Genomic DNA, 16,388 nt, shown 5'->3' with positions numbered 1-16,388 from the left:
GAGTTTGTTGAGTACATTACCTCTGTTAGCCCAAGCCGACTGATAATTGGCATCAAGTTCGATCGCCCGATCGTAAGATAGTAAGGCTTCTTCATAGCGTTTGAGGTTGTCGAGTACATTACCTCTGTTAGCCCAAGCCGACTGATAATTGGCATCAAGTTCGATCGCTTTATCGTAAGATACTAAAGCTTCTTCATAACGTTTGAGGTTGTTGAGCACATTACCTCGGTTACGCCAAGCTAACTTATAATTATCATCAAGTTCGATCGCCCGATCATACGCTTCTAAAGCTTCTTCATAGCATTTGAGATTGTCGAGTACAATGCCTCGCATACGCCAAGCTAACTTATCATTCGCGTCAAGCGTGATCGCTTTATCTAAAGATACTAAGGCTTCTTCATAGCGCTTGAGGTTATCGAGTACATTGCCTCGGTTACGCCAACATAACTTATCATTATCGTCAAGTGCGATCGCCAGATCAAAAGATGCTAAAGCTTCATCATAGCGTTTGAGGTTGTCGAGTACATCGCCTCTAATAGCCAAGGCTTTCGCATAGTTAGAGTCCTTTTCAATAGCTTTGTCTAAACATTTCAAAGCTTCATCATAGCGTTTCAGCCTATTTAAACAACGTCCCTTTTCCGACCAATCCTTTGCCTCACCGCGACTTGCTACCAACTTCTCGGCATAGGCTAAGGCCGAAACATCATCTTTCTGTTCGCGACAATATTCAATCTCATCAAAATAAGCCTTCAGACGCGGATCTTCCTCATCTTTTGCCTCCAGCGCCCCCATATAATATTCTCGTTGCATCACATCATCAGATGGAATCAGTGTCAAACCTTGCCGATACATAAAATGACATTCTTTCTCCCCAAAATCAACATCCGCCATTCTCAATCCCAATCGCTGCTGCAACTCTTCCCGCGTATACCAAACCCGAATAAAATCCACAATTAATCGAATCGGTTGATTGCGCTGCTTCTTCACTTCCAGACAAAAACGCATCAATGGTTCCCGCAATTCATACCACGATTCCCGTCCAATCTCTTCTTTTTTTACATAACCTTTTTCTGACAAATCTTTAAGTTGACTAGACACTGTTTGGTGAGTAATAAAACAGTATTTAGCAATTTCTTTGACTGGTGCTGCACCACCTCGATCGCACAAAAAGTCAACTATCTTTCGCTGCTGAGGTGAAATATATTTCATCCGATCCTGATAGTATGGCGTGAGGTCATCCAGCATTGCCATGAACGGTTCTACCAATTTATCTAGCGATTCAGGAGTCATCAGAAAAGCAGAAAAAACAATATACACGCGAGGACTGCCACCAGAAAGGTAATGAACAACTTTAATGCGATCGCGTCCGGTTGGAGTTTGAATAAAAGATGCTAAATCACTATTCCCTTCTAACTTAGCAATGTGATTTAATAAATCTACAGCATCATCGACCTTAAACTCATTTAATGTATGTGAATAAAAAAAACCATAAAAAGGATTATCATAGAGTTTGACTCCATCAAACAAACTTTGTGATGTTGCCAAAATTGTCAAAAATGAATAATTTTGAATGTACGCCCTCAACTGCTTTTGCCCGAAATCCCCCAACCCGCTAAATACGTCCTCTAAATTTTCTACAATCAACAACAGCACCCGCTTGCCAACAAAATTTTTCAGCAATTCTGCCGCCTTAAATTCAGCTTGTTCCAGCGATAAATCATAAAGCTTTTCAACCTCATCATGTAACTGAGCTTGATATACTTCTGGATCTTCTTTAGCAATTGCCCGGAATATTCCCCGCAATAAATCCAAAAAAGACGCAATCCCCCATTCCTCCTCCCTGAGCCACGCAATTAGCAATTTACCCTGCAAATCTTCCATCTTAGCAACGCGATGATAAATCAGTGAAACCAAGTGCGTTTTGCCAATGCCGCGAGGCCCAATTAGCAGTTGAAAATGCTTGTTATCTGTTAGGGCGCTCACCCGAATTAGCTCTACTAAACGTTCTGCTAATGGGTGACGCTGTACTAAGATAGCTTCCAGGGTTTCTGGTGACATCAAGCTAGGAGTAAATCGAGAGATAAATGTATTTTTCATGGATGGATTCGGTTGGTTATTTAGTCCGGCAGGGAATGAATTCCCTGCCGGATTGCCGGACTGCCGGACTGTGGGAGTTTCGGTTTAAAGTTAAACCTGGAAACTAGGAGAATATCAACATCTCAAGGATTTCCAGTATTTTTGAATCAGCGGGTAGCGAAATTGAAATCCCAAATCACCCTTTTGGATATAATAATCCTGCTGCAAAAGCCTTAACACATCCCTCGCTATTTCCTGGTCTTGAGTTTCTGACTCTTGCTTGAGACGATCGAACAATTCATCAAATAACAAAGGCTGTTCTGCAACTGCCAAAATATCCAGTAAATTCACAGCATAAAGATACTGCGAATCTTTATAATATATCTTAATTCGATCGCCATAATGTTGCATCTTCCACGGATTCAGCGGATCGTTCAGAGAATCAGCAATTATTGCTTTAATCGCTGGTATATCCACCGAGTCACCGAGCATTTTTACTTTAGCAATTAATTGGTGAATGTAGAACGGAATATAATTAACTTCGTCAGCGATAAAAACCGCTGTTCCTTGAATGTCAGGTGTAGCAATGTTCTCACCTTCAAGCAACCGTCGGGCTAAATTAGTGGCAGTTTTAGGAGACAGCGGCGGCACATCTTGGACGTACATATCATTAGTAGGATCGTTCGTATAGCCAGATTTTTTGAGAGAACCAATGACATGATGCAAGCCAATTGAACCTGTATAAACCATTCTGACAGCAGGGTACATCTGGCGGATTGAGCGCAAAGTATCCAGCAATTCCATCGCCGATTCGTCGCCGATATTACCGAGCATATACGGCACTTCATCCCAAAAAAAGATGATAGTGGGGTCTTGATTTTCTACCAAATCTGCGATCGTTTCAGTCAGCAATGCTTTCCAGTGAGGGGCGGCAATTTCGGGTAACTTGAAACCGCTAAATTCTGTACCTCCCAGTTGAGTTAGCAATGCGCGAGTCTTCTTAGCATTGCGCTTAAAACCTGTTAAATATTCTTCGACATCCTTAAAGACAGTCTCGACAAATTCTAAGGGCGATCGAACAAATTCTAAGTCATGATAAATAGGCAATTTGTTTGAGCGAGGCTCCGCGCACATCTTTTGAATTACCGAAGTTTTTCCCATCCTGCGCTCTGCACTCAAAATCAGGCTTTGCTGCTCTAACCTCTCCCACAAACCTGAAATTAGCTCACCCCTGCCGATGACTTCCGCCGGAGCAATTTTTCCCCCAGGATTCGCTTTCATATTCTCTCCTTAACTATATTTGTGAAATCTACTTTTTTTATTGTACGTCAAATTTGACGTATATCAGGAATCAACAGACAAAATCAATTAACTGGTTTCCCGGCTCTGCCTGGGAATCGATATCCAGAGGCTCTGCCTCGCAAGTCTTAGACTCGCGGGAAGCAGAGCCTCCAAATCTGCGTCCCCAGGCAGAGCAGGTGAACAAGAAAAAATATGAAAAATATTCTTTAAGACTTGTTACAATACACAAAACTTCATACTTTCCCCAACACTGGATGACCTTTTTCAACGCCTCCGAACCCCTAATCCGCTGCAAACAGGAACATCTCGACGTACAAGACCGCGAAGGCCTGTTGCAACTCCGCTGGCAAATTGGAAATATTACTCTTTTCTCAGGACTTTATACCCGCATCGACCAAACTTTTCTGCTTTGGGGTTTGGTGACAGGGGGGATTTTTTTTACGGCTCAGTTTGTCCCCATCAGTTGGAGCTTTCAGGCGATTCTGTGGTCAAGTTTGACTTTAGTTTGCACTGTGGCAATGGCCGTTTTGACTTTGTTTTGGGTAAGAGTCGAGCGTGTTAGCTGGATTCTTTACTCTTGGGCGATTTTGATGATAACTGGTTTGGTTCTGACGGATTGCAGTATTTTTGCCGGTTGGGGAAGTTTCTTGCTGCACCTTTGCGATTTGTGGTTGGGGTTGAGCGCGATCGGCTATTTGTTGACGGGATTAGGTTTGCGATCGCGCACTTTTCTCCTGATCGGACTAACTCATTTATTTAGCATCCCTCTATTAACTTTTGTTGCACCTTGGCAATATCTAACCACAGGAATAATTATGGCTGGCTGTTTGTTGTTATTGTCCGAATTGCAGTGGGATATGCGATCGCCGATCGACAATACTTTGCTAAGCGAAGAACAGAAAGAATTTAACCGAATTCAACAGCAAATGCGGCAGAGTGGCGCGATTATATCCAAATAAATCACAAATGTAAAGAATTCTGTACAATAGCTAACTCTTTCCCCAAATCCCACACAATAGAAAGATACAGCATCAATAAAAAAACCAACTTTAACCAGAACAGGAGTTTTGCTGTTTGACCTGTGAATCGCCAACCTAAGGAGAACGGTGTCCGGGAGGCGACTGGCCAACAAATGCTGTACTTGCGACGATAAAAGTTAATTTCGGTTGACCGTAGTTGTTGAAATCAAAATGTGGTGCAGGGTTTTTACCGTTTCCCCTGCTTTGCAGTCTTCTGAGAGAGGCTAAACCCTCTACCAGAACAGCCTGAGGAGATTGGCACAAAATTCTACAGTTTGTCAGGCGGATTTTTGAGTCAGCGTGTTTAATAAAATTGGGAAAATGCTCGCTTAGAGCTTTGCAGGACTTACTATTAAACAAGTCCTGCTTTATGATGGGAAATTTAAATTATGTTTTACTCTAGCGTGCGTTTTCGCAATATCTCCCTTACTTCCATTAAAATCTGTCCCAACATATTTTTGCCACTGCCATCTTTCCCGCAACCCCAATAGTAATCACTAGGGGAATTTTCGACTATTTCCTCATCGCCACTAGCGAGTAAAATTTCTTTAATTTCGGCATGAGTTTCAAATTTTCTGAGTACAGCTTTTCGCATGATATCATCTTTTACTTCTTCCCAATCTTTGCGGAGGGGACGGGAGCGATCTCGGCCCATGTTGGCGGCATCTTTCGGGGTTTTTGCTTGGCGAATTTGTTCGCAGTGATGCGTTTCGGGAAACTTTTGTGCTTGAAAATAATGTTCGGTAGTTTGCCAATATTCTCCAGCTAACTCAAATCCATGACTGGAAAAATTAGAAAAACAGCCGTATTCGCTGCGAGTGCTGTAGAAGTAGATAGTCATAATATTTTATTGCTAATGCGGGCTGTGTACTACGCACATTTTCCTACTTATAATTATGCCACAACCTACAATTAGCAGTTGAGTTTATCACACATTTTTACTAAAATCTCAAAAGTAAAATAAGTTTTTTTTAACCCAATTCACTACTTATAACTAATCATGCACCTTCAAATTGAAACCTTCACTGTCCGCAAGCGTTTTGCCCTTACCATCAGCCGTGGTACAACAGCCCAAAGTACCAATTTATGGGTGAAGCTAGAACATGAAGGCATCGAAGGCTGGGGAGAAGCTTCGCCGTTTTCCACAGGTTCTCGACCCCAAACTACCGAAAGTTTGCTAGCCGCATTGCAGGAAGTTGCACCGCTGCTAGAAAAGTTTACTCCGTTCGATCGCCAAAAAATCGAACAAGTATTAACAGAGGTCAACTTACCCTCAGCCGCCCGCGCCGGCATCGACATGGCAATGCACGACTGGCTGGGCAAAAAAGCAGGCTTGCCCCTGTGGAAAATGTGGGGATTAGATCGATCGCGCATTGTCCCCACCTCGGTCACAATCGGCATTAATTCGCCGTCTGGTGCAAGAGAAAGAGTGCGCGATTGGTTTGGCAAAGATGCGACAGATCCAGGAAGCATCAAATACCGCGCCGTTAAGGTTAAATTAGGGAATCCCGCAGGAATCGAAGCCGACAAAGCTATGTTAATAGCAGTGCTAGACGAAGCACCAGCTAACCTTAAAATCAGTGTAGATGCTAACGGCGGTTGGAGTTTGACCAGCGCCCTAGAAATGTGTCGCTGGCTAGAAAAATACAAGATAAATTATGTAGAACAGCCACTTTCACCCGTCGCCGATATGGATGAATTCTCAGAACTGTACCGTCAATCGCCCCTGCCAATTTTTGCTGATGAAAGTTGCTTTAATAGTTCTGATATACCCAAGTTAGCGACCTGCGTCCACGGCATCAATATCAAAATGATGAAGTCAGGCGGATTGACCGAAGCAAGGCGGATGATTCACACAGCAAAAGCTTGCAATTTGCAAGTAATGTTCGGCTGCTATTCAGATAGCGCGATCGCAAATACAGCAGCAGCACAACTATCGCCCCTAGCTGACTATTTGGATTTGGACAGTCACTTAAATTTATTAGACGATCCTTTCACCGGTGCGATCATCGAAAATGGGTGTTTGCTGCCAAACGAGCGATCGGGATTGGGAGTGCGGCGAATTAAGATTGTAGAATAGAAGTAAGTAGGTCGGCGCAAATAAACTTTACCATGTAACAGAAGATCAAGCTATCATAACCTTGGCAATTGTTTTCCTTGGGCTCGCGAAAGATACAGCTTCACTCACTGCCTCCAGGGCTTATATACTTTCAAGCTTTCTCTACTTACAGTGAACCAATGAATAAAAACTATCCCATCAAAAATGGCAAAATTGCTATCTTGTTCCACGAGGGAATTCTCGGTTATTCCGGCAAAACAGGTTTAGCATTTTTACGCTACAGCGAAGCACAAATTGTAGCAGTAATAGACCGCCAATGTGCCGGACAATCTTTGCCTGAATTAACTGGCATTTCTCAACAAGTACCGATAGTTGCTTCCGTTGCAGAAGCACTGCAATTTGCGCCGGATATTCTGCTAATTGGTATCGCTCCTTCCGGCGGGGTTTTGCCTGCGGAATGGCTGCCAGAAATTAATCAAGCGGTAGCAGCAGGTTTGTCAGTGGTCAACGGTTTGCACGCGAAACTGGCACCTTTGATAACAGTTCCGTTAACCGAAAATCAATGGATTTGGGACGTGCGTCAGGAACCGAAATCTGTAGGTGCGATCGCCTCTGCCGCCGCTGCTAAATTAAGCTGTCGCCGCGTGTTAACTGTCGGCACAGATATGAGCGTTGGCAAAATGTCAACCAGTCTGGAACTCAATCGCACTTGCTTGCGGCGGGGTTTGCGTTCCAAATTTTTAGCAACGGGACAAACTGGTTTAATGATCGGAAATGAAGGTATTCCTTTGGATGCAGTGCGAGTTGATTTCGCCGCTGGTGCTGTCGAACAAATGGTGATAAAATTGGGTTCTGAATGCAATATTCTGCACGTAGAAGGGCAAGGTTCGCTATTGCATCCGGGTTCGACGGCGACTCTGCCACTGTTGCGGGGTTCGCAGCCAACTCACTTAATTTTAGCCCACAGAGCCGGACAAACTAGCATTCGCAATCACCCGCACATATCGATTCCCAGGTTATCAAAAGTGGTCGAATTGTACGAAATGGTAGCCGCTGCTGCAGGTGCTTTTTCAGGGGGAAAAGTAAGTGCGATCGCCCTCAACACTCATCACTTAAATGAGGCAGATGCGCTGTTAGCAATAGCTGAAGTTCAAGCTGAAACGGGATTGCCTTGTACCGATTCGGTAAGGTTTGGTGCGGAGGTTTTGTGGGAGGCGATCGACAGTTGATATGCTACAATCCGTACCAACTAATAAATAACGACATAAAACTATGACACAAAGCATTCAAGCAAAAACACTGACCCTGCTAGATGTCGAAACAAAATTTAATTTTCAACTTTGTGAAGACGAGCAATTCTTCCGGGAGTGGATTGACGATTTACCGGAAATTAGCGATGACAAAAAGCGAGCGCTCGACAACGTAAAAGCAGGTTATATCAACAGTGTCAAATACGCGATGCTGGAAGATACCGTAAAAATGGTGGTACTGGCTCCCTTGCTATTTTTAGCAGATTTCTACTTGACTCCCTTTCACATAGAGGCAGAAAAATCAGTAGAACTGACTATTGAAGATGAAGATACAATTGTCAGGGGTAGCATCGATGTCCTGCTATTGCTGAAATCTTTTTGGGTAGTTGCGATTGAAGCCAAACGCTCTCAATATTCCGTTGAAGCTGGGCTTCCTCAGTTACTATTTTATATGCTGAATGACCCCAGCCCAGAACCAGTAACATTTGGGCTTCTGACAAATGGTAGCAGCTTTCGATTTATCAAAATGACCAAACGAGACACACCGCAGTATGCCGTCTCTAAACTTTTCGATATTGCGAATCCCGGAAATGAACTTTACGAAGTTTTTCGCATTTTGAAGCGACTAGCTGGTATAATTTCCAGTGACAGCAGTTATACTTAAATACACCATATGGAACTAGACTCGGAAAATAACAATAAATTTACTAAAGCTCATTTTATGGAATCATAATGAATGAAAGTTTTTTTTCGTTGCCGTCTGAATGCGCCATTCGCCCGGCCTCAGCTCAAGATATGAGGTCAATTAGAATGTTAGTGTGGAGCGCCAAACTCGATCCAACTCAGTTGCGCTGGGAGCAATTCTGGGTCATCGAATGCGAGGGAAAATTGGCAGCTTGCGGACAGTTGCGGAACTTTGCGGGCGCGCAAGAATTGGGCAGTTTGGTGGTGGCGAAAGATTGGCGCGATCGAGGTTTGGGAAGCTACCTCACAAAATATTTAATTCAACAAGCTACAGAACCGCTATATTTAGAATGTTTGGGAAAGCGACTCGCATCATTTTATACTCGCTTTGGGTTCGTAGAAGTTTCCGTACAACAATTGCCGCAGTCGCTTAAATTCAAGTTCGGTTTGTCTCAATTAGCTAAAACTTTATTCAGAATTCCTGTAACAATTATGCAGTATCAAGAAGGTTGTCTATAATTATGACTTTTATGAATTTAAAATTCTGAATTTATGAATTGATTTTAAGTTTGACCTGTTCCATAATTGCAATTACAGGGTGCGATCGACCTGCATCGATCAAAAACTCGTACCGCCTCCTGATATCTGGGTCAATCTCGATCGCCTATTTTCTATGCCTAAATAGGTAGGTACAAATCAATATCGCATGGGGAGGGTGGGTGAGTTGCCCAGTTTACTTGCTTATATCATAGATCCGCTTACGGGCCCCTAATGGCGCACAGTGTGTCAGAAACCGGGTTTTTAGAGGTTTGGTGCGTAAGTTACGGACTAGAGATGTATGGATATTCCGGATTGGCCGATCGAGACTGCGTAAGTTCATAATTCACTGTTTGCGGTAGTCCAGTTAGCTAAATTGGCACAGCTATCAGCCTGATATTTAGGCAAAAACCCTTGAAAAATGGTTGTTTGCGGGTTGAGGAGTGTCATGTGCCAGTACCAGACTCGGAAAGTGGACTGGCGATCGCACCAAAGACATTCGACTCCTGGCAAATTAGTAAGTGTAAAGCAAGTGAGTCACAACCCAATCAAAAAATTCAACCCAAAAATTCAACCCAAAAATAAAACATCTTCACAGCAGTAGTAATGCGGAATCAGCCAATCTCTAATGTAGCTAACCACATCTACCCTTAAGGTAAATCCCACCAACTGCTCAACCAATAAATCCTTAATTCAATACCTCGGAATTACTGGATTTAGACTCCCCGCAACCGCTTCTCAAATCCCCTCAACATTTCAAAAATTCTTTGCCTCTTATCCTGATAAAACCACGGAAGGCAAGAACAATGAAATATCAAGGCAATCAATCAATCTTAACCTAGGAAATGCAGCCTCTCAAATAGCATAAACGGACAATTACACATCCATATATTTTAACACCACAGGAGTAAATATCATGTTCAACGTAGTAAAAGCTTTCGGCTCGATTTTCTCTACTCAAGGATACAGCACAGCTAACAATATGCTGATCAAAAATTACATTAACACCAATTTTAACTACTTCAACGAAGAAGCAGTCGTCGATGAATCGATTTACCCGAATCAAACAGGTCGCGTCCGCTTCCAAGGTAGCTGGTGGCCCGCACGGTGCGATCGCCAAATCACCCTCACACCCGGAGACACGGTTTATGTTATCGGCGTTGACAACATCACTCTGTTAGTTTCCCTGGCTCCTGCAGACTAAATCAGAGATTGAAATACAACGGCAACAAATAAATCTCAATCCCGGAAATGCCACCTCTTAAATAGCATAAATAGGCGATTAAACTTCGATATATATTAACACAAAAGGAGTCAACAAAATGTTTAACGTAGTAAAAGCCTTCGGTTCTATTTTTTCTCCTCACACCTACAGCACAGAAAAGAATATGTTAATCGACAACTACATCAACACCAATTTTAACTATTTCAACGAAGAAGCTGTCGTCGATGAATCGATTTACCCGAATCAAACAGGTCGGGTCCGCTTTCAAGGTAGCTGGTGGCCCGCACGGTGCGATGGCCAAATCACCCTCACACCGGGAGACACGGTTTATGTCATCGGCGTTGACAGCATCACTTTGTTAGTTTCCCTGGCTCCTGCAGACTAAACTCGAAAGTAATCTCAACTTTTTCACTGTCAGAACCCCGACTTATTCAAGAAGTCGGGGTTCTGACTATTCTGTTTTTTAGTGGCAATTTGGCGATCGCTTCCACTCAACACCTGACGCAAGACAGCAATATCTGCCTCTGTTTATTTGCCAGTAGAAATATGGCAAATCGCGCTACACTAAAATGGCATTTCTGAGAGCTTGTTTGTTGAGGCGATCGCGGAGTTGAGATTCGCTACTTTCTCGGGTGACTGCTGCTTTTTCTGATGCCTTAGCGATCGGCGGTAGTGGTTCGAGCCGTACAATCTAGCCTATAAATTAAGCTGGGACTATCGCAATCTGTCATCAGCACAATAGGCATAAAAGATAATTTCTGATTCTGACGCACTTGTGCCGTCACCTCATATCCATCTAGATATGGCATGATTGCATCCAGCAGCAATACATCGAAGCGCTTTTTCTTAATTTGTGCTATGCTGCATTTGAATTGTTAGGCTGTGTGGTATTGAAGCAGACAACCTGCTGAATCAACCTCATAATTTAAACAGGATTATTTACTCTCTAGAGATCCCAGTATGGAACTTAAGAAGCAGTTTACTTTTTCAGGAAGATTTAAGAAGTTTCACGAAGAAGATACTCAGCCGATACAAATTAATGACGCTAATATATATTGCCATGTAAACGGCCATATTTTGTTTGAAATGAACTCTCAAGTAAATCAAGATATTAGTCACAAAAGATTTTATGAATCTTCTCCCATTTATCAGTTGAAAGATGTGACAACAGAGCAACTAGATATTCTGCAATTCTGGGAACTCGATGGACTTGAAAGAGAGATGGTTCAACAACCATATGAGGGTGATTACGAGATTGAAGGCAAAACGCTTGAGGGATGGAAAATAAAGGCGATTATTGCTGATGTCAACTTTCAAGTCACGCTTGGGTTTGACAACTCTGAAAATATCGATCAAGAGGGTAAATCTCAAGTTAGACTTAGGGACTTGTACATTGATTACAATTTAGATTCCTTAGAAGAGGGAGGAACCCCAGAAATTGTGTATGGTCTTGCAAATATAGAAGTTATACACAATTTTTCAGCTCAAATTGGAAATGTTGAAGCTGAAATGTGTATTGAGTCCGTTTCAACTAGAGAAAGCACGAATAAAAGTGGTATCTTAAGCTCAGAGATGACACTCAAAAATATTCGTGAAAATGAACAAGATTCCTATGAGACTTATTGTGCTTGGCTCATATCACTTCTTTCACTTGCATCGGGGCATTGCGTTGATAAAATATATAGCATCAAGGGTGTGAGGTATGAGCATTTTCAGATAAAAAGTGAATACTGGTCAGGGAGAAAACTACGTAGTGAAGCAAGGGGAATAGCTGTTATACAATCACCTCATTTATATCAATTCATGCAGCAGTGTGCTAAAAATTTGACATGGGAAACCTTTAGCGATAAAGGTGTAGGTTTAGCCTTAAGCTGGTACATTGATACATTTGTTAGCCCTATGGCTGCAGTGAATTTCTTACTTTTATGTACCGTTTTAGAATCCTTAAACAAAAAACATTCGAGCAATGCTAGTAAGAGCCTTCTTCCTACGAATATTTACCGACAAATCAGACACCAGGTTTTAAAGGTTGTATCGGACTTCCCGCAAGGTATTAATAACCAAGATGATCTTAAAAAATATAATATTTTTGCGCTTAAAGTTGAAAAGTCTTTTGCTAGTGGTTCCTACAATCAGATAGGAAATTTACGAACTAGCCTCAAGGAAATGTTTAAGACTTATAGTGTGCCATATGAAGACTTATTTCCAGAATTAGAGTTCATAACAATAAGAGACAAGATTGTTCATGAAGGATTTGGTGGAGTGGATGTAGCTCTTGAACTTCGCAAGTTGTCAAACCTAGTTGTGCGGGTATTTATGGCAATTCTGGGGTATCAGGGTAATTATATGGAGTCTATAAAAATTGAGCTAGATGATCCATTGGGACGAAGTAAACACGGATTGATTTGCAGGTCTTTTCCTTTTATTGCCTCTGAGGATAACACAGAGTCGAACTCGATCGATACTTGCTCCTAGAACATTGGGTGCGGTTAGCCAAAGCTCATGCTTACAAACACTTACAGACAGCAGCATGAGTTATGTATCAGCCACTTTGCGTCAGTTAGTGACTCAACGCGCCCGATCGCAATGTGAGTATCGATCTAGAAAACATTGCTATTATTGATCGCAATAAATCGCTCGATACAATATACCTGAAAAAAGAACTTAAATATCCAGCGATACGTTCAGCATCTCTTATCTAGTTTCGGCAGGGTTTATTTCAATAAACCGTGCCTTGAGTATGCTTAAATAAGTTTAGACACTCGCTAACCATATTTAAACCAGTGAACTTTCAATCAGTCATTGCCACCTTAAACAAATTCTGGAGCGATCGAGGATGCCTGATCGCCCAATCCTACGACACAGAAAAAGGTGCAGGAACCATGAATCCCCACACCTTTCTCAGAGCAATTGGCCCAGAACCTTGGTCAGTCGCCTACCTCGAACCCTGTCGCCGCCCCACCGACGGACGCTACGGCGAAAATCCCAACCGCTTCCAACATTACTATCAATATCAAGTTTTAATTAAACCCTCTCCTCCCAACATCCAAGACATCTATTTAGACTCCCTCAGAGCATTAGGAATTAGCCCAGAAGACCACGACATTCGTTTCGTAGAAGATAACTGGGAATCCCCCACCCTCGGAGCTTGGGGCGTCGGCTGGGAAGTCTGGCTCGACGGCATGGAAATTACCCAATTTACCTACTTTCAACAGTGCGGTAGCATAGACTGTCGCCCCGTATCCATTGAAATTACCTACGGACTAGAACGCCTCGCAATGTATCTCCAAGAAGTCGATGCCATGACGAAAATTCAGTGGAAAGATGGCATCACTTACGGCGACGTTCACCTGCAAGGAGAAATAGAACAGTGTACTTATAACTTTGAAGCTTCCAATCCCGAATTGCTGTTTACTCTCTTTGGATTGTACGAGCAAGAAGCCGAACAACTGACAAAAAAAGGATTGGTTTTACCGAGCCTTGATTATGTGCTAAAATGTTCTCACACTTTCAATTTGCTGGACGCTAGAGGTGTGATTTCGGTAACGGAAAGAACTCGGTATATTACCAAAATTCGCAATTTGGCGCGGCGAGTTGCTCAGCTTTATTTAGAACAGCGCGAAAAGCTGGGTTTTCCTTTAGAAAAAGCTGTAAAGGTTTGAGTTTTACTTGGATGGTGGGGCGGGCATCTTGCCTGCCTTCAGAACGGGCAATATGCCCGTTCCACGAAGGTCATATTTTTAATTAATTAAATGCCTAATTATTCGGAAAATAATACTGAAACAACTCCTCAACTGCGAATTGAGGGTGTAAGTTTGAAAACACCGATCGCCTCAAGTTATTTGTTGGAAAATATATCGTTTCAGGTACACAAGGGATCTCGCGTGGCAATTGTTGGCCCTTCAGGTGCGGGGAAAACAACGCTGTTGCGGTTGCTAAATCGGCTCAGCAGTCCCACCAGCGGCTCGATTTATCTGGAAAATATAGAATATCGCCAAATACCTGCGATCGAACTCCGCAAACAAATCACCCTCATCCTGCAAGAATCGAAGCTTTTGGGAATGTCGGTGCGAGAAGCATTGGCTTATCCTTTGAAGCTGCGGGGGGTGACTGCATCAAACATTGCTGAGAGAATTAGCGGGGCGATCGAACAACTGCATATACCCCAAGAATGGCTCGATCGCACCGAATTGCAGCTTTCCACAGGCCAAAAACAGCTCGTGGCGATCGCCCGCGGCATCATCCTACAACCCAAAATCTTGCTTTTAGACGAGCCAACATCCGCCCTAGACGCAGGAAAAGCCGCCCACCTTTTGCAAGTATTGACACAGCTAACAAACGGCCAAACCACAATTGTAATGGTCAACCACCAATTAGAATTATCCGAGCAATTTAGCACGCGAATTCTGCATTTACAGCGCGGAAAGCTCATCGAAGACTCGCCCTCTCATCAAATAAATTGGGCGCAACTACGGCAAAATTTAATCCAAGCAGAAGCAGAAGCCCAACAAGAATGGTAAATAAGCTAAAAAACATTTAATTGGCATTTTGAAAACTATTAAAATTATCGTGGGGTGGGCATCCTGCCCGTCCCAAAGATGCAGCGCACTCCGCGCCCTACAGAATCAATGAGCTCCCCCACCACCCGCACCCGCTTTCACCTTTTTAAAACCCAAAACAGCAATCCCACTTAACAGCAAAGCAATTCCCACAAAATAAAAACAATCATTAAAAGCCATTACATAAGCTTCACGGCGGACCATATTATCAATTACCTTAATTGCCTGGTCTTTCGCCACGCTTAAATCTGCACCACGACTCACAAAATAATCAGTCATTTGATTAATTCGCTCCTGCGTTGCCGGATTGTACAAAGAAACAGCTTCCCCTAATCGATTCGAGTGAAATTGCTCGCGTTGCGTGACCAAAGTTCCTAACGCCGCAATCCCCATCGAACCTCCCATATTTCGCATCATATTAAACAAACCCGAAGCCGAACCAGCCTCGTGTTTCTCCATACCAGCCGTGGCAATAGTTGACAGCGGCACCATAATTAAAGGCTGTCCCAATGCCCTTACTAATTGCGACCAACGTAACTGATCGATACCCGTCTCATGAGTCATGGTGGCATTCATAAAACAACTCACCGCAAACAAACTCACACCTATGCCAATCATCAGCCGCATATCGATTCGCTGCATCAATTTCGGCACCATCGGCACGATGAATAACTGCGGCACCCCACCCCACATAATCACCTCGCCAATTTGCATGGCATTGTACTGCTGAATTTGACCTAAATACAGCGGCAAAATAAACACTGAACCGTATAATCCTACTCCCAAGGATACATTGACAATCGTAGCTAAACCGAAATTGCGGCGAGTCAGCAATCGCAAGTTAATAAAGGGTCGTTTGCGAGTTAGTTCAATCCAGAAAAAAGCGCTGATAAATATTGCGGCAACTATGCTTAAACGCACAATAAAATCCGAACTCAACCAGTCCTTGCGGCTGCCTTCTTCTAAGACAACTTGCAGGGAACCTAAGCCGATCGCCATTGAGACAATTCCCCACCAGTCGCCCCCTTTTAGCAGTGACAATTGCATCGGCTTAGGGTCAACTGCATACCACACAGCAGCTAGCAGCAGCAGCCCTGGAACCAAATTGAGATAAAAGACATATTGCCAGCCGTAATTCTCAGTCAGCCACCCTCCCAATGTCGGCCCGATGGATGGTGCAAAAGTAGCTGTCATTGCAAACATCGCCATGCCAACTGGCTGCTTTTTCGGCGGCAAATTCGTCAGCAAAAATGTAAAAGACATCGGAATTAAAATTCCGCCTGACAACCCCTGCAAAGCCCGAAATACAATCATTGAATTCAAATTCCACGCCAAAGCGCAGCACATGGAAAAGAAGATAAAGAAACTGGCATTTACCAAGAGGTAGCGACGGAATGAAAACACTTGTGACAGCCAACCACTAATCGGAATTACTACAATTTCTGCGACTAGATAGGCGGTGGAAATCCAAGAACCTTCTTCTAAAGTTGCGCCTAAAGATGCTTGAATATCTTTGAGAGAAGCGTTGGTGATTTGGATGTCTAAAACCGCCATGAAAGCGCCGATAATTGTTCCCATGACGCCGATCCAGGTTTTTAAGGGAACGCGATCGCTCTGCTGTGGAATTGCACTGCTATTTGCCATTGGTTGAACCTCTGGTTGCGTAATTAGTGGTGA

Annotated in this window: 15 protein-coding genes; 10 read left to right on the top strand and 5 right to left on the bottom strand. The window is 43.2% G+C overall.

What is annotated here, in order from left to right:
• Together QT994_RS06570 and QT994_RS06565 are read right to left on the bottom strand one after the other, a co-directional pair.
• Nucleotides 1-2,097, bottom strand: a 2,097-nt coding sequence (locus tag QT994_RS06570; protein ID WP_333172722.1) for a tetratricopeptide repeat protein, incomplete at its 3' end; no start/stop codon positions are given.
• 114 nt (nucleotides 2,098-2,211) lie between these two features.
• Nucleotides 2,212-3,357 (bottom strand): hypothetical protein, encoded by a 1,146-nt coding sequence (locus QT994_RS06565; RefSeq protein WP_333172721.1) that lies wholly within the window; start codon nucleotides 3,355-3,357, stop codon nucleotides 2,212-2,214.
• 275 nt (nucleotides 3,358-3,632) lie between these two features.
• Between QT994_RS06565 and QT994_RS06560 the strand changes: the two genes are divergently transcribed.
• Nucleotides 3,633-4,337, top strand: a complete 705-nt coding sequence (locus QT994_RS06560; protein WP_333172719.1) for a hypothetical protein — start codon at nucleotides 3,633-3,635, stop codon at nucleotides 4,335-4,337.
• Nucleotides 4,338-4,791: 454 nt separating this feature from the next.
• On the opposite strand, the gene QT994_RS06555 is transcribed toward QT994_RS06560, so the two are convergent.
• On the bottom strand, nucleotides 4,792-5,238 hold the full coding sequence (locus tag QT994_RS06555) for an NADAR family protein (protein WP_333172716.1): 447 nt from the start codon (nucleotides 5,236-5,238) through the stop codon (nucleotides 4,792-4,794).
• Between the two features lie 159 nt (nucleotides 5,239-5,397).
• Between QT994_RS06555 and QT994_RS06550 the strand changes: the two genes are divergently transcribed.
• From QT994_RS06550 to QT994_RS06525, 6 genes are all read left to right on the top strand, one after another.
• The gene (locus QT994_RS06550; protein WP_333172714.1) at nucleotides 5,398-6,477 is read left to right on the top strand and encodes a dipeptide epimerase; all 1,080 of its coding nucleotides are present in this window, start codon (nucleotides 5,398-5,400) and stop codon (nucleotides 6,475-6,477) included.
• 158 nt (nucleotides 6,478-6,635) lie between these two features.
• On the top strand, nucleotides 6,636-7,685 hold the full coding sequence (locus tag QT994_RS06545; protein ID WP_333172712.1) for a DUF1611 domain-containing protein: 1,050 nt from the start codon (nucleotides 6,636-6,638) through the stop codon (nucleotides 7,683-7,685).
• Nucleotides 7,686-7,728: 43 nt separating this feature from the next.
• On the top strand, nucleotides 7,729-8,370 hold the full coding sequence (locus tag QT994_RS06540) for a type I restriction endonuclease (RefSeq protein ID WP_333172710.1): 642 nt from the start codon (nucleotides 7,729-7,731) through the stop codon (nucleotides 8,368-8,370).
• Nucleotides 8,371-8,438: 68 nt separating this feature from the next.
• Nucleotides 8,439-8,909, top strand: coding sequence for a GNAT family N-acetyltransferase (locus QT994_RS06535; RefSeq protein WP_333172707.1), 471 nt, complete (start codon nucleotides 8,439-8,441; stop codon nucleotides 8,907-8,909).
• Nucleotides 8,910-9,843: 934 nt separating this feature from the next.
• On the top strand, nucleotides 9,844-10,131 hold the full coding sequence (locus tag QT994_RS06530; protein ID WP_172191372.1) for an NfeD family protein: 288 nt from the start codon (nucleotides 9,844-9,846) through the stop codon (nucleotides 10,129-10,131).
• A 118-nt stretch (nucleotides 10,132-10,249) separates the two neighbouring features.
• The gene (locus tag QT994_RS06525; protein WP_333172705.1) at nucleotides 10,250-10,537 is read left to right on the top strand and encodes an NfeD family protein; all 288 of its coding nucleotides are present in this window, start codon (nucleotides 10,250-10,252) and stop codon (nucleotides 10,535-10,537) included.
• Nucleotides 10,538-10,808: 271 nt separating this feature from the next.
• On the opposite strand, the gene QT994_RS06520 is transcribed toward QT994_RS06525, so the two are convergent.
• Nucleotides 10,809-11,003 carry a response regulator gene (locus QT994_RS06520; RefSeq protein ID WP_333172863.1) on the bottom strand — a complete coding sequence of 65 codons (195 nt, stop codon included), beginning with the start codon at nucleotides 11,001-11,003 and terminating at the stop codon, nucleotides 10,809-10,811.
• Between the two features lie 109 nt (nucleotides 11,004-11,112).
• On the opposite strand from QT994_RS06520, the gene QT994_RS06515 reads away from it, so the two are divergent.
• From QT994_RS06515 to QT994_RS06505, 3 genes are all read left to right on the top strand, one after another.
• Nucleotides 11,113-12,627, top strand: a complete 1,515-nt coding sequence (locus tag QT994_RS06515; protein WP_333172703.1) for a hypothetical protein — start codon at nucleotides 11,113-11,115, stop codon at nucleotides 12,625-12,627.
• Between the two features lie 308 nt (nucleotides 12,628-12,935).
• A complete protein-coding gene (gene glyQ, locus QT994_RS06510; RefSeq protein ID WP_333172700.1) occupies nucleotides 12,936-13,814 on the top strand; it encodes a glycine--tRNA ligase subunit alpha in 879 nt (292 codons plus the stop codon).
• A 90-nt stretch (nucleotides 13,815-13,904) separates the two neighbouring features.
• On the top strand, nucleotides 13,905-14,672 hold the full coding sequence (locus QT994_RS06505; RefSeq protein ID WP_333172697.1) for an ATP-binding cassette domain-containing protein: 768 nt from the start codon (nucleotides 13,905-13,907) through the stop codon (nucleotides 14,670-14,672).
• A 105-nt stretch (nucleotides 14,673-14,777) separates the two neighbouring features.
• Here the strand turns inward: QT994_RS06505 and QT994_RS06500 are convergent, their stop codons facing one another.
• Nucleotides 14,778-16,355, bottom strand: coding sequence for an MDR family MFS transporter (locus QT994_RS06500; RefSeq protein ID WP_333172694.1), 1,578 nt, complete (start codon nucleotides 16,353-16,355; stop codon nucleotides 14,778-14,780).
• Nucleotides 16,356-16,388: the final 33 nt, after the last annotated feature.

The sequence above is a fragment of the Microcoleus sp. S13_B4 genome (assembly GCF_036700885.1).
In the GTDB taxonomy this organism is placed as follows: Bacteria; Cyanobacteriota; Cyanobacteriia; order Cyanobacteriales; family Microcoleaceae; genus Microcoleus.
This window is presented reverse-complemented; position numbering and strand designations above follow the sequence as displayed.

Excerpts from the sequence above, each read along its gene's own strand:
- QT994_RS06565 (WP_333172721.1), bottom strand. The coding sequence starts at position 3,357 with ATGAAAGCGAATCCTGGGGGAAAAATTGCTCCGGCGGAAGTCATCGGC.
- QT994_RS06560 (WP_333172719.1), top strand. The coding sequence starts at position 3,633 with ATGACCTTTTTCAACGCCTCCGAACCCCTAATCCGCTGCAAACAGGAA.
- QT994_RS06555 (WP_333172716.1), bottom strand. The coding sequence starts at position 5,238 with ATGACTATCTACTTCTACAGCACTCGCAGCGAATACGGCTGTTTTTCT.
- QT994_RS06550 (WP_333172714.1), top strand. The coding sequence starts at position 5,398 with ATGCACCTTCAAATTGAAACCTTCACTGTCCGCAAGCGTTTTGCCCTT.
- QT994_RS06545 (WP_333172712.1), top strand. The coding sequence starts at position 6,636 with ATGAATAAAAACTATCCCATCAAAAATGGCAAAATTGCTATCTTGTTC.
- QT994_RS06540 (WP_333172710.1), top strand. The coding sequence starts at position 7,729 with ATGACACAAAGCATTCAAGCAAAAACACTGACCCTGCTAGATGTCGAA.
- QT994_RS06535 (WP_333172707.1), top strand. The coding sequence starts at position 8,439 with ATGAATGAAAGTTTTTTTTCGTTGCCGTCTGAATGCGCCATTCGCCCG.
- QT994_RS06530 (WP_172191372.1), top strand. The coding sequence starts at position 9,844 with ATGTTCAACGTAGTAAAAGCTTTCGGCTCGATTTTCTCTACTCAAGGA.
- QT994_RS06525 (WP_333172705.1), top strand. The coding sequence starts at position 10,250 with ATGTTTAACGTAGTAAAAGCCTTCGGTTCTATTTTTTCTCCTCACACC.
- QT994_RS06515 (WP_333172703.1), top strand. The coding sequence starts at position 11,113 with ATGGAACTTAAGAAGCAGTTTACTTTTTCAGGAAGATTTAAGAAGTTT.
- QT994_RS06505 (WP_333172697.1), top strand. The coding sequence starts at position 13,905 with ATGCCTAATTATTCGGAAAATAATACTGAAACAACTCCTCAACTGCGA.
- QT994_RS06500 (WP_333172694.1), bottom strand. The coding sequence starts at position 16,355 with ATGGCAAATAGCAGTGCAATTCCACAGCAGAGCGATCGCGTTCCCTTA.